The sequence below is a fragment of the Pelomonas sp. BJYL3 genome (genome assembly GCF_027257975.1).
In the GTDB taxonomy this organism is placed as follows: Bacteria; Pseudomonadota; Gammaproteobacteria; order Burkholderiales; family Burkholderiaceae_C; genus Roseateles_B; species Roseateles_B flavus.
This window is the reverse complement of the sequence record NZ_JANZKX010000003.1, coordinates 153,230-167,554: the sequence shown is the minus strand read 5'-3', so window position 1 is coordinate 167,554 and position 14,325 is coordinate 153,230. Positions and strand designations below refer to the sequence as shown.

Annotated in this window: 13 protein-coding genes; 3 read left to right on the top strand and 10 right to left on the bottom strand. The window is 69.5% G+C overall.

Annotated elements, in window-relative coordinates; all coding sequences use genetic code 11:
• Positions 1–14: 14 nt before the first annotated feature.
• Positions 15–836 (bottom strand): WecB/TagA/CpsF family glycosyltransferase, encoded by an 822-nt coding sequence (locus O9Y01_RS10450; RefSeq protein ID WP_269631536.1) that lies wholly within the window; start codon positions 834–836, stop codon positions 15–17.
• 148 nt (positions 837–984) lie between these two features.
• Here O9Y01_RS10450 and O9Y01_RS10445 point away from each other — a divergent pair, with 148 nt between their 5' ends.
• Positions 985–1,992, top strand: coding sequence for an NAD-dependent epimerase (locus tag O9Y01_RS10445; protein ID WP_269631535.1), 1,008 nt, complete (start codon positions 985–987; stop codon positions 1,990–1,992).
• 84 nt (positions 1,993–2,076) lie between these two features.
• On the opposite strand, the gene wecB is transcribed toward O9Y01_RS10445, so the two are convergent.
• From wecB to O9Y01_RS10400, 9 genes are all read right to left on the bottom strand, one after another.
• On the bottom strand, positions 2,077–3,180 hold the full coding sequence (gene wecB, locus O9Y01_RS10440) for a non-hydrolyzing UDP-N-acetylglucosamine 2-epimerase (protein WP_269631534.1): 1,104 nt from the start codon (positions 3,178–3,180) through the stop codon (positions 2,077–2,079).
• A 111-nt stretch (positions 3,181–3,291) separates the two neighbouring features.
• Positions 3,292–3,840, bottom strand: coding sequence for a dTDP-4-dehydrorhamnose 3,5-epimerase (gene rfbC, locus O9Y01_RS10435; protein ID WP_269631533.1), 549 nt, complete (start codon positions 3,838–3,840; stop codon positions 3,292–3,294).
• Positions 3,840–4,724: a glucose-1-phosphate thymidylyltransferase RfbA gene (gene rfbA / locus O9Y01_RS10430; RefSeq protein ID WP_269631532.1), complete on the bottom strand. Its 885-nt coding sequence runs from the start codon at positions 4,722–4,724 to the stop codon at positions 3,840–3,842. The genes rfbC and rfbA overlap by 1 nt, the downstream gene beginning before the upstream one ends.
• 82 nt (positions 4,725–4,806) lie before the next feature.
• On the bottom strand, positions 4,807–5,703 hold the full coding sequence (gene rfbD / locus O9Y01_RS10425; protein ID WP_269631531.1) for a dTDP-4-dehydrorhamnose reductase: 897 nt from the start codon (positions 5,701–5,703) through the stop codon (positions 4,807–4,809).
• Positions 5,700–6,761, bottom strand: a complete 1,062-nt coding sequence (gene rfbB / locus O9Y01_RS10420) for a dTDP-glucose 4,6-dehydratase (RefSeq protein ID WP_269631530.1) — start codon at positions 6,759–6,761, stop codon at positions 5,700–5,702. Before rfbB ends, rfbD begins: the two co-directional genes overlap by 4 nt.
• A 43-nt stretch (positions 6,762–6,804) precedes the next feature.
• Positions 6,805–8,244, bottom strand: coding sequence for a mannose-1-phosphate guanylyltransferase/mannose-6-phosphate isomerase (locus O9Y01_RS10415; RefSeq protein WP_269631529.1), 1,440 nt, complete (start codon positions 8,242–8,244; stop codon positions 6,805–6,807).
• A 36-nt stretch (positions 8,245–8,280) separates the two neighbouring features.
• A complete protein-coding gene (gene galE / locus O9Y01_RS10410) occupies positions 8,281–9,294 on the bottom strand; it encodes a UDP-glucose 4-epimerase GalE (RefSeq protein ID WP_269631528.1) in 1,014 nt (337 codons plus the stop codon).
• Positions 9,295–9,310: 16 nt separating this feature from the next.
• On the bottom strand, positions 9,311–10,540 hold the full coding sequence (locus tag O9Y01_RS10405; protein WP_269631527.1) for an outer membrane beta-barrel protein: 1,230 nt from the start codon (positions 10,538–10,540) through the stop codon (positions 9,311–9,313).
• Between the two features lie 31 nt (positions 10,541–10,571).
• Positions 10,572–11,966: an undecaprenyl-phosphate glucose phosphotransferase gene (locus O9Y01_RS10400; protein WP_269631526.1), complete on the bottom strand. Its 1,395-nt coding sequence runs from the start codon at positions 11,964–11,966 to the stop codon at positions 10,572–10,574.
• A 142-nt stretch (positions 11,967–12,108) separates the two neighbouring features.
• Between O9Y01_RS10400 and O9Y01_RS10395 the strand changes: the two genes are divergently transcribed.
• Positions 12,109–12,624 (top strand): hypothetical protein, encoded by a 516-nt coding sequence (locus O9Y01_RS10395; RefSeq protein ID WP_269631525.1) that lies wholly within the window; start codon positions 12,109–12,111, stop codon positions 12,622–12,624.
• Positions 12,625–12,642: 18 nt separating this feature from the next.
• The gene (gene ubiB, locus O9Y01_RS10390) at positions 12,643–14,214 is read left to right on the top strand and encodes a ubiquinone biosynthesis regulatory protein kinase UbiB (protein WP_269631524.1); all 1,572 of its coding nucleotides are present in this window, start codon (positions 12,643–12,645) and stop codon (positions 14,212–14,214) included.
• Positions 14,215–14,325 lie beyond the last annotated feature (111 nt).

Genomic DNA, 14,325 nt, shown 5'->3' with positions numbered 1-14,325 from the left:
GGTGGTGCCCTGCTTCAGTCGGGGTCGACGGGCCTGGGCTTGCTGGCAACCTGGCGCCGCGGGCGCCAGCTGGCCCTGAGGCAATACAGGAGGAACAGGCTGTTCCCCACCAGATACCGCCGCCACAGCCGCCGCGGCTCCTGCCCCAGCCTGAACAGCCACTCCAGCCCGTGGCGCTGCATCCACTGCGGGGCGGTCTTCTGCAGGCCGCCGATCAGGGCGAAGGCATAGCCCACGCCCAGGCACACGGCCTGGAGATGGGGGCGGTGGGCCTGCATCCAGAACTCCTGCTTGGGACAGCCCAGGCCCACGAAGACCAGGGCGGCGCCCGAGGCGTTGATGCGGGCGACGAGAGCCGGGTCGAGCGCAGGCTGCTGCGGCAACAGCGGGGGAGACTCCCGCCCCACGAGGCGCAGCGCCGGGAATCGGGTCTGGAGCGCGGTCGCCATGGCCTCCAGCTCTTCGGGCGTGCCACCGAAGAGGTAGACGCCCAGCCCCTGCTGCGCTGCCTCGCGGCACAAGTCCACCGTGAGGCCGGGCCCGGTGACGCGCTCCAGCTGCAGACCCTCGAAGCGGCGCAGCGCCCACACCAGGGGCATGCCGTCGGTGAGGACCAGGTCGGCCTCCTGCATCAGCCGGGCCAGCGCGGGCCGCCGTTTGGCCTGGGTGAGCATGTCGACATTGGCCGCGCAGATGGTGCCGCCCCGGCCGGAGCGGGCCAGCTCAAGGGTGCGGTCGACCGCCGCCTGCCGGGTGCCGGCATGGAGCCGGATACCGAACAGCTGCGTCTCCTGCAGCGGCGCAATGCTGGACGGGGAAGGGGGGGTGTCGAGCATGGAGGGGCAGCGGGGCGGGCGTTTACCCACGATTGGGTGGATTGTGCCGCCAAAATCCGCCGGTCCTTTCGCAGACAATGCGGACCATTCGTCGCTGCGCGGACCCCGGTGTCGGGGCCGGCAGGGGCTGGTTGCTATCGGAGTGGAAATGAAAGTCTTGGTCACCGGCGCTGCCGGCTTCATCGGCATGCATGTCAGCCAGATCCTGCTTGCCCGTGGCGACGAAGTCCTGGGTCTGGACAACCTGAACGACTATTACGACCCGCAGCTCAAGCGTGACCGGCTGGCCCGCCTGCAGGGCCGTCCGGGCTTCCGCTTCGTCCAGATGTCGGTGGAAGACCGGGACGGCATGGCCCGCCTCTTCGCCGAGGAGAAGTTCGACCGCGTCGTGCACCTGGCCGCGCAGGCCGGCGTGCGCTACTCGCTGCAGAACCCGCATGCCTACATCGACAGCAACATCGTCGGCTTCATGAACATCCTGGAAGGCTGCCGCCACAGCGGTGTGCAGCACCTGGCCTATGCCTCCAGCTCCAGCGTGTACGGCGGCAATGTGCGCATGCCCTTCTCGGAGCACCATGGGGTGGATCACCCGGTGAGCCTGTACGCGGCCACCAAGAAGGCCAACGAGCTGATGGCCCACACCTACAGCCACCTCTACCGCCTGCCCACCACGGGCCTGCGCTTCTTCACGGTCTACGGCCCCTGGGGCCGGCCGGACATGGCGCTGTTCCTCTTCACCAAGGCCATCCTGGAAGGCCGGCCCATCGACGTGTTCAACCACGGCCAGATGATCCGCGACTTCACCTACATCGACGACATCGCGGAAGGCGTGGTGCGTGTGCTGGACCGCCCGGCCACGGCGGACGAGGGCTACGACCCGATGACGGCCGACCCGGCCCGCTCGGACGCGCCCTATCGCGTCTTCAACATCGGCAACCACGATCCCGTGAAGCTGATGGACTTCATCCAGGCCATCGAGCAGGCCGTGGGCCGCGAGGCCCAGAAGAACTTCATGCCCCTGCAGGACGGCGATGTGCCGGCCACGCATGCGGACGTCGAGGAACTCGCCGCCTGGACCGGCTTCAAGCCCGCCATGCCGGTGCCCCAGGGCGTGGCCAACTTCGTGGCCTGGTACCGCGACTACTTCAAGGTCTGAGCACGCAGCGGCCCCGGTCCGTCGGGGCGCACCAATGAAAAGGGCCGCGCAGATGCGCGGCCCTTGTTCATGGGAGACGCTTGATCAGAGCAGCTTGTCGGCCAGGATGGCCACGATGCGCTCGGCGGCCTTGCCGTCCCACAGGGCCGGGCGGCGGCCGCGCTTGCCGCCGTTGCGGATGGCGTCCAGGGCCAGCGGGATGATCTTCGCGGGATCGGTGCCGGCCAGCACATTGCTGCCTTCGTCGACCGTGACCGGACGCTCGGTGTTCTCGCGCATGGTGATGCAGGGCACGCCCAGTGCGGTGGTCTCTTCCTGCAGGCCGCCGCTGTCGGTCAGCACGACCACGGCGTCCTTCCACAGGTGCAGGAAGGACATGTAGGCCTGCGGGCCCATCAGCGTCACATTGCGGCCCAGGTCCACGCCGAATTTCTCGATATTGGCCCGGGTGCGCGGATGCACCGGGAAGATCAGGGGCAGCTCCTCGGACACGGTGCGCAGCACGGTGGCGATGCGCTCCAGGGCCTCGGCGCTGTCGACGTTGGAGGGGCGGTGCAGGGTCACCACGCCATAGCGCGGATGGGCCTTCTTGTAGGCATCGGTCTCCAGGCCCGAGGTGTCCATGGTCTTGAGCTTCTCGGCCTGGAACAGCACGTTGTCGACCATCACATGGCCGACGTCGTAGACGATGGACATGTCCTTGCCCTCACGCTTGAGGTGCTCGTAGCCGCTGGGCTCGGTGACGAAGAACCAGTCGGAGATGGCGTCCGTGACGAGGCGGTTGATCTCCTCGGGCATGGACATGTCGCCGCTGCGCAGGCCGGCCTCCACGTGGGCCACGGGCACGCAGGCCTTCTTGGCGACGACGGAGCAGGCCAGCGTCGAGTTGACGTCACCCACCACCAGGCAGGCGGCGGGCTTCTCGGCGTTCACGAGGTCCTCGTAGGCCTGCATGATCTTGCCGGTCTGCGCGGCATGACTGCCTCCGCCGCAGCCCAGGCGGACGTCGGGCTGGGGGATGCCCAGTTCCTCGAAGAAGACATCGTTCATGTCCCGGTCGTAGTGCTGACCGGTGTGCACGATCTTCCAGGCCAGCCGGCCGTCCGCCTGCAGGGCACGGACGATGGGCGCGATCTTCATGAAGTTGGGACGCGCGCCGGCGACAAGATGGATGCAGGGTTTGGACATGGGAAGCGGGCCTGATCTTGAGATGGCCGCATTCTAGGTGTCACCCCGGGGGCTGTCGGCCCGCCTGGCCCGCCGGCCCCGCAGTCGAGGGGCCGCCCGGGCAAGGTGTCATCAGAAGTAAGGCGCGTCCTGCAGGCGGGGCGCCCGGGCGTCCTTGTCGGCCAGCTGGGGCGTGAGGCCCTCCAGAGGCCATTCGATGCCCACCGTCGGGTCGTTCCAAGCCAGCGCGCCCTCGGCCTGGGGGGCGTAGTAGTTCGTGGTCTTGTAGAGGAAGTCGGCGCTCTCGCTGAGCACCAGGAAGCCGTGGGCGAAGCCGGGCGGGATCCAGAGCTGGCGGTGGTTGTCCGCGCTCAGCTCGTAGCCTTCCCATTGGCCGAAGCGGGGGCTGTCGCGGCGCATGTCCACCGCCACGTCGAAGACGCGGCCGCTGACCACGCGCACCAGCTTGCCCTGGGCATGCGGCGGCAATTGGAAGTGCATGCCGCGCAGCACGCCGCGGCCGGAGCGGGAGTGGTTGTCCTGCACGAAACGGACTTCGCTGCCGACGGCCTGGTCGAAGGCCTGCTGGTTCCAGCTCTCCGTGAAGAAGCCGCGCGCGTCGCCGAAGACGCGGGGCTCGATCAACAGCACTTCAGGGAGGCGGGTGGGGGTCACTTTCATCAATAGCTCTTCTCTTTCAGCAGGCGCAGCAGGTACTGCCCGTAGCCGTTCTTCACCATGGGCTGGGCCAGCTGTTCCAGCTGCCCGGCGTCGATCCAACCGTTGCGCAAGGCCACCTCCTCGGGGCAGGCGACCTTGAGGCCCTGGCGCTTCTCCAGGGTCGCGATGAACTGGCTGGCGTCCAGCAGGCTGTCATGCGTGCCGGTGTCCAGCCAGGCGTAGCCGCGGCCCATGATCTCCACCTGCAGCTGGCCTTGGCGGAGGTACTGGGCGTTGACGTCCGTGATCTCCAGCTCGCCGCGCGCGCTGGGGCGGATGCCGGCCGCGATGTCGCAGACCTGCTCGTCGTAGAAGTACAGGCCCGTGACCGCGTAGTTGCTCTTGGGCTGACGCGGCTTTTCCTCGATGGACAGGGCCTGGCGCTGCGCGTCGAACTCGACCACGCCATAGCGCTCCGGGTCGGTCACGTGGTAGGCGAAGACGGTGGCGCCCTGCGCGCGGTTCGAGGCCTGGCCCAGCAGGCCCTGGAAGTCATGGCCGTAGAAGATGTTGTCCCCCAGCACCAGGGCCGAGGGCGCGCCGTCGATGAAGGACTTGCCAAGCAGGAAGGCCTGGGCCAGGCCGTCGGGGCTGGGCTGCACGCAGTACTGCAGGTTCAGGCCCCAGCGCGAGCCGTCGCCCAGCAGGGCTTCGAAGCGGGGGAGGTCCTGAGGGGTGCTGATCAGCAGGATGTCCCGCATGCCCGCCAGCATCAGGGTGCTGAGCGGGTAGTAGACCATGGGCTTGTCATAGACGGGCAGCAGCTGCTTGCTCATGGCCAGCGTGGCCGGGTGCAGCCGGGTGCCGGACCCGCCAGCGAGGATGATGCCTTTGCGATTCTTCATGGCTTGGAAGCTCCTTCCCTGCGAAGCATGCCGCGGCGCGCGGGCCCTGCTCGGCGATGAAACAAGGGATTTGCGGCTGTCTTCAGAGACCGCGCTCGCCCAGCACCTCGTCCAGCATGCGCCGCACCCCGTCTTGCCAGGGGGGCTGGCGCAGGCCGAACTGCGCGCAGAGCTTGCGGCAGTCCAGGCGCGAGTTCAAGGGGCGGCGGGCGGGCGTGGGGTAGGCGGTGGTCGGGATGGCCTCCACGTCCTGCGGCCGGACCTTGAGGACCTGGCCCAGGGCCTGCGCCCGCTCCAGCACCAGGCGCGCATAGCCGTGCCAGCTGGTCTCGCCGCCGGCCGTGGCGTGGTAGAGGCCCTGCCGGCCGGGGTCGGCCAGGGTGGCACGCAGGGCGTGCACGCTGAAGTCCGCCAGGAGGTCGGCGCCGGTGGGGGCGCCGATCTGGTCGGCGATCACGCGCAGCTGCTCGCGCTCCCGGGCCAGCTTCACCATGGTCTTGGCGAAGTTGCCGCCCCGGGCCGCATGGACCCAGGAGGTGCGCAGGATGAGGTGGGTGCAGCCGCTGGCCTGGATGGCCTGCTCGCCCTCGAGCTTGGTCTGGCCGTAGACGCTCAGCGGGCCGGTCGCGGCCGATTCGTCGCGGGGGCGGTCGCCGCTGCCATCGAAGACGTAGTCGGTGCTGTAGTGCAGCAGCAGGGCCTGCCGCTCGCGGGCCACACGGGCCAGGCGGGCGACGGACTCGGTGTTGACGAGCCGCGCCAGCGCAGGCTCGCTCTCGGCCTTGTCGACGGCGGTGTAGGCGGCGGCATTGACGATGGCGTCCGGTGCGAGGGCGCGGGCCAGGGCCTCGAGGCGCTCGGGCTCGGCGAGGTCCGCGCCTTGCGCACGGCCCGGCGCGAGCACCTCGCCCAGCGGCGCCAGCGCGCGCTGCAGCTCCCAGCCCAGCTGTCCGGAAGCACCCAGGAGCAGGATCTTCATGCGCGGCCGTACTGCTGCTGCACCCAGTCGCGGTAGGCACCGGACTGCACGCGCTGCACCCACTCGGGGTGGTCCAGGTACCACTGCACGGTCTTGCGGATGCCGGTGGCGAAGGTCTCCGCGGGGCGCCAGCCCAGCTCGCGCTCGATCTTGCGGGCGTCGATGGCATAGCGGCGGTCGTGACCGGGGCGGTCCTTCACGTAGGTGATCAGGCGGCTGTAGGGGCCGGCGGCGTCAGGCCGCAGCTCGTCCAGCAGGGCGCACACCGTCTTGACGATGTCGATGTTGGCCATCTCGTTCCAGCCACCGATGTTGTAGGTCTCGCCCACGCGGCCCCCGGCCAGCACGGCACGGATGGCCGAGGCGTGGTCGCGCACATAGAGCCAGTCGCGGATCTGCTGGCCGTCGCCGTAGACCGGCAGGGGCTTGCCCGCCAGCGCGTTGACGATCATCAGCGGGATCAGCTTCTCGGGGAAGTGATAGGGCCCGTAGTTGTTCGAACAGTTGGTGGTCAGCACCGGCAGGCCGTAGGTGTGGTGCCAGGCGCGCACGAGGTGGTCGCTCGCGGCCTTGGAGGCCGAGTAGGGGCTGTTGGGCTCGTAGGGGTTGGTCTCGGCGAAGGCGGGGTCCTCGGCCTTCAGCGAGCCGTAGACCTCGTCCGTCGAGACGTGGTGGAAGCGGAAGGACTCCCGCTCCCCCGGGGGCAGGCCTTGCCAGTGCTGACGTGCCGCCTCCAGCAGCGTGTAGGTGCCTTCGATATTGGTCTTGATGAAGGCGCCGGGGCCGCTGATGGAGCGGTCCACGTGGCTCTCGGCCGCGAAGTGGATCAGCGCGCGCGGCTGGTGCTCGGCCAGCAGGCGGTCCAGCAGGGGGCGGTCGCCGATGTCGCCCTGCACGAAGACGTGACGGGCATCGTCCTTCAGCGCGGCCAGGTTCTCCAGATTGCCCGCATAGGTGAGGGCGTCCAGATTGAGCACCGTCTCGTCCGACTGGGCCAGCCAGTCCAGGATGAAGTTGCTGCCGATGAAGCCGGCGCCGCCGGTGACCAGGATTGTCATTGCTGTGCTTGCGTCTGAAGGGCTGCCCGGCGGGGCCCCGGGCTCACTTGCGCCCGTAGCTGTCGTCGAAGCGGACGATGTCGTCCTCGCCGAGGTACGACCCGGACTGTACTTCAATGATCTCCAGCGGCACCTTGCCCGGGTTGGCCAGGCGGTGGACCTGGCCCAGCGGGATGTAGGTGCTCTGGTTCTCCGACAGCAGCAGCACCTGCTCGCCATTGGTGATCTCGGCCGTGCCGGAGACCACGATCCAGTGCTCGGCGCGGTGGTGGTGCATCTGCAGGCTCAGCGAGGCGCCGGGCTTGACCATGATGCGCTTGACCTGGAAGCGCTCGCCCATGTCGATGCTGTCGTACCAGCCCCAGGGGCGGTAGACCTTGCGGTGCAGGTTCTGCTCGGCGCGCTGGCGCTCGCTGAGCTGGCTGACGATCTTCTTGACGTCCTGGCTCTTGTTGCGGTCGGCCACCAGCACGGCGTCGGCGGTCTCCACGATGACGATGTTGTCCAGGCCGACGGCGCTGACCAGGCGGCTGGTCGCGTGGACCAGGGTGTTGTGGCTGTCGGTCACCAGGGCGTCGCCCACGGTGGCGTTGCCGTCGGCGTCCTTGGGCGCGACCTGCCAGACGGCGTCCCAGGCGCCCAGGTCGTTCCAGCCGGCGGCCAGCGGGACCATGTGCAGGGGGATGTCGCTGCCGGGGCAGCGCTCCATCACCGCGTAGTCCACGGACTCGGCGGGCACGGCGGCGAAGAGGGCCTTGTCCGGACGCACGAAGAGGCCGTCGGGCTGGGCGCCGGCGAAGGCGGCACGGGTGGCCACGTCGATGTCAGGGCGGAAGCGCAGCAGGGCCTGCAGCCAGGTGCTGGCGCGCATCACGAACATGCCGCTGTTCCAGAAGTAGTCGCCCGCGGCCAGATAGCCCTGGGCGGTGGCGAGGTCCGGCTTCTCGACGAAGCGCTCGACGCGCCAGCTGTCGCCCTCGGCCTGGCTCTTGATGTAGCCGAAGCCCGTCTCGGGACGATCCGGCGTGATGCCCAGGATCACGATGCCGCCGCCGGCGGCCTGGCGCACGGCGGCCTGCAGCGATGCCGTGAAGGCGGCTTCGTCGACCACCGTCTGGTCGGCCGGCGTCACCACCAGCACCGGGTCCTGGCCCGCGGCCAGGGCCTGCAGGGCGGCCAGGCTGACGGCCGGCGCGGTGTTGCGGCCCACGGGCTCCAGCAGCACGGCGGCGGTGGCGATCTTCGCGTCGCGGAGCTGGTCCAGCACCAGGAAGCGGTGTTCCTCATTGCCCACGATGAGGGCGGGCAGGGCCTGGATGTCCGCCGCGGCCAGGCCGGCCACGCGCTGCACGGCCTGCTGGAACAGGCTCTGCGTGCCCGACAGCACCAGGAACTGCTTGGGGAAGCCGGCGCGGGACAGCGGCCACAGCCGCGTGCCGCTGCCGCCGGCCATGATGACGGGTTGAATCTGGAGAGTGCTCATGATCGTTCGGTGGATGCAGTCGGCAGGGCGCGGCTCTCAGGCCTGGAAGCCCTGGGGATTCATCGATTGCCAGCGCCAGCTGTCCTCGCACATGCGCTGCAGGTCATGCTGTGCGCGCCAGCCCAGCAAGGCCTGGGCCTGGGCCGGGTCGGCATAGCAGGCGGCCACGTCGCCGGGGCGGCGGGCCACGATGTCGTAGGGCACGGGGCGACCGCTGGCCTGCTCGTAGGCCTTCACCAGCTCCAGGACGCTATAGCCGCGGCCGGTGCCCAGGTTGACCGTCAGCGAGCCCGGTGACTCCAGCAGGCGGCGCAGCGCGGCCACATGGCCCTCGGCGAGGTCGCAGACGTGGATGTAGTCGCGCACGCCGGTGCCGTCGGGGGTGTCGTAGTCGTCGCCGAAGACCTGCAGGCGCGCGCGGCGGCCGACCGCCACCTGGGCTACATAGGGCATGAGGTTGTTGGGCGTGCCGCGCGGGTCCTCGCCGATGCGGCCGCTCTCATGGGCGCCGACCGGGTTGAAGTAGCGCAGGCAGGCGGTCTGCCACAGGGGGTCGGAGGCGCCCAGGTCGCGCAGGATGGTCTCGCCCATCAGCTTGGTGGCGCCGTAGGGGTTCACGGCGCTGACGGGCGCGTCCTCGGTCAGGGGCAGGCGCTCGGGCACGCCGTAGACGGTGGCGCTGGAGCTGAACACCAGGCGGCGGCAGTCCTGGGCCTGCATGGTCTCGCACACGTTCACCAGGCCGCCGATGTTGTTGCGGTAGTAGGCCAGCGGCTGGCTGGTGGACTCGCCCACGGCCTTGAAGGCGGCGAAGTGCACGACGGCATCGGGGCGGTGGCGCTCGAAGACACCGGCCAGCGCAGGCGTGCAGATGTCCACCTGCTCGAAGACCGGCGCCCGGCCGCTGAGTTCCTTCAGCCGCTCCAGCACGACGGGCGAGCTGTTGGAGAAATTGTCGACGCCAACCACCTCGTGCCCGGCGGCCTGCAGGGCCAGCCAGGTGTGGGACGCGATGTAGCCGGCGGCGCCGGTCAGCAGGATCTTGGCCATGGGTGTGCGTGCGGGTTCAGCGAAGCATCAGCTGCGCACTGCAGCCGATGGCATTGGCGCTGTACGGCAGGGAGAACTGGGTGGAGGCGCTGCTGCGCTCCTCGTGCGAGTACTGGCAGCCCAGCTGGGTATTGCGCCAGGGGGTCCAGCTGGCGCCGAGGGTCAGGATGCGGCTGTTGTCGTGACCCTCGATGGCCTGGCTCAGGTTGCTGGTGTAGCGCAGGTCGCGGCGGGTGTTCAGCAGGCTGGCGTTGAGGGCGATCTTGGCTGTCAGCTCGTAGTCCAGGCTGAAGCGCAGCGAGCTGCTGCTGCGGTTGTTTTCGGTGCGCACCAGGCCGGAGAACATGCTGCTGCTGTCCAGGCCGGCGTCACGGGCCAGCTGGGTGGAGAGGCGCAGCTTGGTGCTGGGCTGCCAGTTCCATTGCAGCGAGGCGGTGAGGCCGCTGATGTTGTTGCCCTCGCTATGGCTGTAGGTGGTGCGGGCGTGGCCCAGGCGGGCGTTGTAGCTGCTGGCGCCACCCGGCTCCCAGTCCAGGGTCAGGCCCAGCTCCTTGCGGTCCAGGTCCTCGCCGACACCGCCGGCGACCACACGCTCGTCGTAGCTGCCCCGGGTCATGCGGCCGCTGAGCCCCAGGCGCAAGCCCGGCCGGGGTCGGTAGTTGAGGCCTGCGTTGCTGTTGTGCTGGCGGTAGTTGTAGGGGCTGTAGCTGGCCAGGCTGAAGCGCTCGCGCAGCCAGCCGGCGCCGCCCTCCACCTGCCAGGCGCCGCCCAGGCCGTAGCGGACCTGGGCATTGAGCTGCTCGTTGCGCTGCTCGTTGCGCTCGGCCACGCTGGGGCGGTCGCCCGGGTTGAAGGCGGCGAGCGAGCGGCTGGCGCTGCCGCTCACGGTGCCGCTGAGCTTCTCGAAGGCCTCCCAGCTGTAGCCGCCGGAGAGGCTGTAGCCACTGTTGTCCAGGGCGCTGTTGTTGCGGTAGCGCTGCTGGCGCAGGGCGGCATCCAGCACCAGGCGCTGGCGGCCGAAGGTCTGGTCGATGCCGGCCCGCAGGCTCACGCTGCCCACCCAGTCGCTGCTGTGGGGGCTGCCATCGCTGAGCCGGTAGAGGTTGGACACATGGGTCAGCCCCGCGCCCACCCCAAGGTAGTAAGGATTCGTTTCAGCCTGCGCCGTCGGGGAGCTCAGCTGCAGCGCGAACAGGCAGGGCAGGGACGCGGCACGCAGGGCGGGTCGGATGAGGCAGGCGGGCATGGGTGGCTTTGACAGGCGTTGTCCGGGGGCTTCAATAGGCATTGCGATCGAACACCACCAGACGGATGGTGCGCGCGATGATCTGCAGGTCCAGTCCGAGCGACCAGTTGCGCAGGTACTCCAGATCGTATTCGACCCGTGCGCGCATCTTGTCCAGAGTATCGGTCTCCCCGCGCAGGCCGTTCACCTGGGCCCATCCCGTGATCCCGGGCTTGACCTTGTGCCGGACCATGTAGGCCTTGATCAGCTCGCGGTACTGCTCGTTGTGCGCCACGGCGTGCGGGCGGGGTCCGACGATGCTCATGCGGCCCTGCAGCACATTGAAGAACTGGGGCAGCTCGTCCAGCGAGGTCCGCCGCAGGAAGGCGCCGAAGGGCGTGATGCGGGGGTCGTCGCGCGTGGCCTGGCGGATTTCGTCAGCGGCCTCCATGACGCGCATGGAGCGGAACTTGTAGACCTTGATCTCACCGCCGTCCAGGCCGTTGCGCCGCTGCTTGTAGAGCACCGGTCCGGGCGAGCTCAGCTTCACGCCGAGGGCGATCAGGCCCATCAGCGGCGCCACCATCACCAGGATGAGGCTGGCCAGCAGCAGGTCGCTGCAGCGCTTGACCAGCTCGTTGCTGCCGGTGAAGGGCGTGTCACAGATGCCCACCACGGCCATGCCGTTGAGGTCCTGCAGCCGGCCCTGGATGATGCTGATGCCGAAGACGTCGGGCACGAAGAACAGCGAGGCCGTCGTGCCCTGCAGCTTCTCCAGCAGGGCCACGATGCGGGGCTGCGAGCCCAGGGGCAGGGTGATGTAGACCTCGCGCACATTGCGCGTGCGGATGAAGTCGGCCAGACCGTCCAGCGTGCCCAGGTGATGGTCGCGGGCCTCGGCATGGACGCGCTCGCCGCGCCGGTCGTCGAAGAAGCCCAGCAGCTCGCGGCCGTGCGTGCCGTCCGTCTGCAGCGCGCGGGCCACCTTGGCCCCCAGGGCGCCGGCCCCCACGATCACCGCCGCGCTGCGTGCCTGCGGCCGGCGTGCCAGCCAGCGCAGCAGCCGGTGGCCCAGGCCCACGCTGGCCCATTGCAGCAGGGGCGTCAGCAGGGCCCACCAGGTCAGCACGCGGGTGTCGAAGTAGCCGAGGCTGCTCGTCGCGTAGGCGAAGGCCCAGAGGATGGCCAGCAGCACGGCCCAGGCGCTGAGGATGTCGGTGATGGCGCTGACCGGGTGGGTGGAGAAGCGGTCGCGGCCGGGGAAGGTGAGGGTGAAGACCAGCAGGCACAGCACATAGCTGGCACGGATCACCGGCTCGCCGAACCAGGCATTGACCGCCAGGAAGACGGCCACGGTGAGGCCGGGCTCCAGAAAGGCCGCGACCAGGGCCGGGACCGACTGGGGGGCACTGTAGAACGTTCTCTTGTAGCTGCGGTCCTCGAACATCGTGCAGGAACTCCGGTCGCCAGGCGCCAGCGGTCCAGGGGTTCCTGGGCCGGCCGGCGGCCGATTCTCCCTCAAGACCGGGGCGGGGTCGGGTCTTGATCCCCCGCAGGCGCGGCCGGGCCGGCCTGCCTACAATCCGCCCATGATTCAAGACTGGTCGACGCTTCTCGCGCCGGCGGTGCAGGACCGCATCGCCCTCCTGCTCAACCACGTCCTCTCCCGCGAAAGCGTGGCGACGGACCGCCTGCGCCCGCACGCGGGCCGCGTGCTGCGCGTGCACCTGGCCGGCTGGCCGGCCCTGCTGCCCGCCGCGCCGGACATGCTGCTGGCCATCACGCCCGCCGGACTCTTCGAGCGCCTGGACGGCGCACCGGAGGAGGCCCTGCGCATCGAGGTCGACGCCAGCAATCCCGCGGCCCTGGCCCTGGGGGCGCTCACCGGCGCCAAGCCCGGCGTGCAGGTGCAGGGCGACGCCGCCCTGGCCGGCGACATGAGCTGGCTGATGGACAACCTGCGCTGGGACATCGAGGACGACCTCGCCAAGCTGGTCGGCCCCATGCCCGCCCGCCAGCTGGCCCGCTGGAGCCAGGCGGCGGCCCAGGCCTGCGGCGCCCTCGCGCGGGGTGCGGCCGGGCTGATGAAGTCCCGCGGCGGCTGAGTCAAGAGTCAGCCCGCGATGCGCTATTTCGCCCGCCTGCTGGTCATCAGCTGGACCATCTTCAAGTACGGCCTGGACGAGCTGGCCCTGTCCGGCTTCCGCCGGCACCGGCTGCTGGGCCTGCTGCACCGCCTGGTGTCGGTGGGCCGGGCCTGGGAGCTGCCGCGCGGCGTGCGCCTGCGCCTGGCGCTGGAGCAGCTGGGCCCCATCTTCGTCAAGTTCGGGCAGGTGCTGTCCACCCGGCGCGACCTGGTCCCCGACGACATGGTCGAGGAGCTCGCCAAGCTCCAGGACCGCGTGCCGCCCTTCCCCGCGGCGCAGTCCCGGGCCCTGGTGGAGAAGGCCTTCGGCAAGCGCATCGAGGACATCTTCGCGACCTTCGAGGCCGAGCCCGTCGCCAGTGCCTCCATCGCCCAGGTGCACTTCGCCACGCTCAAGGATGGGCGCGAAGTCGCTGTCAAGGTGCTGCGCCCGGGCATGCTGGACATCATCGAGGACGACCTGGCCCTGCTGCGCACCCTGGCCGGCTGGGTCGAGCGCTTCTCGGCCGACGGCCGGCGCCTGAAGCCGCGCGAGGTGGTGGCCGAGTTCAACAACTACCTGCACGACGAGCTGGACCTGGTCCGCGAGGCCGCCAACGCCACCCAGCTGCGCCGCAACATGGACGGCCTGGGCCTGGTCCTCGTGCCGGAGATGATCTGGGAGCTCTGCACCCAGCAGGTCATCGTGATGCAGCGCATGCACGGCGTGCCCATCTCGCAGACCCAGCGCCTGCGCGAGGCGGGGGTGGACATCCCCAAGCTGGCACGCGACGGCGTCACCATCTTCTTCACCCAGGTCTTCCGCGACGGCTTCTTCCACGCGGACATGCACCCGGGCAACATCCAGGTGAGCCTGGATCCAGCCACCTTCGGCCGCTACATCGCGCTGGACTTCGGCATCATCGGCACGCTCACCGAGGTCGACAAGGAATACCTGGCGCAGAACTTCATCGCCTTCTTCCGCCGCGACTACAAACGCGTGGCCGAGCTGCACATCGAGTCCGGCTGGGTGCCGCCCAACACGCGGGTCGACGAGCTCGAAGGCGCGGTGCGCGCCGTCTGCGAGCCCCATTTCGACCGGCCGCTGAAGGACATCTCCCTGGGGCAGGTGCTGATGCGCCTGTTCCAGACCTCGCGCCGCTTCAATGTCGAGATCCAGCCCCAGCTGGTGCTGCTGCAGAAGACCCTGCTCAACATCGAGGGCCTGGGCCGTCAGCTGGACCCCGAGCTGGACCTCTGGGCCACGGCCAAGCCCTTCCTGGAGCGCTGGATGAACGAGCAGGTGGGCTGGCGCGCCCTGCTCAACGGCATCAAGAAGGAAGCGCCGCGCTATGCGCAGTTCTTCCCCGAGTTCCCGCGCCTGCTGCACGACGCCCTGAAGCGCCAGGGCCAGTCCAGTGACGAGACGGCCCTGCTGCGCGCCATGCTGGTGGAGCAGCGGCGCACCAACCGCCTGCTGATGGGCTTTCTGCTGGCCCTGGGCGGCTTCGTGCTGGGCCTGCTGACCACGCCCTGGCTGATGCGCTTCTGGACTTCCCTGATGCACTGAGCGTGGGGGCGGAATTCGCCCCTGGCTCGCGGATAATGCGCGCTTTTGAGCGCCGATCCGCCCGTGGACGGCGCGCCCTGCCATCCCTTTTTGCCACGCCTCCACCGGGGC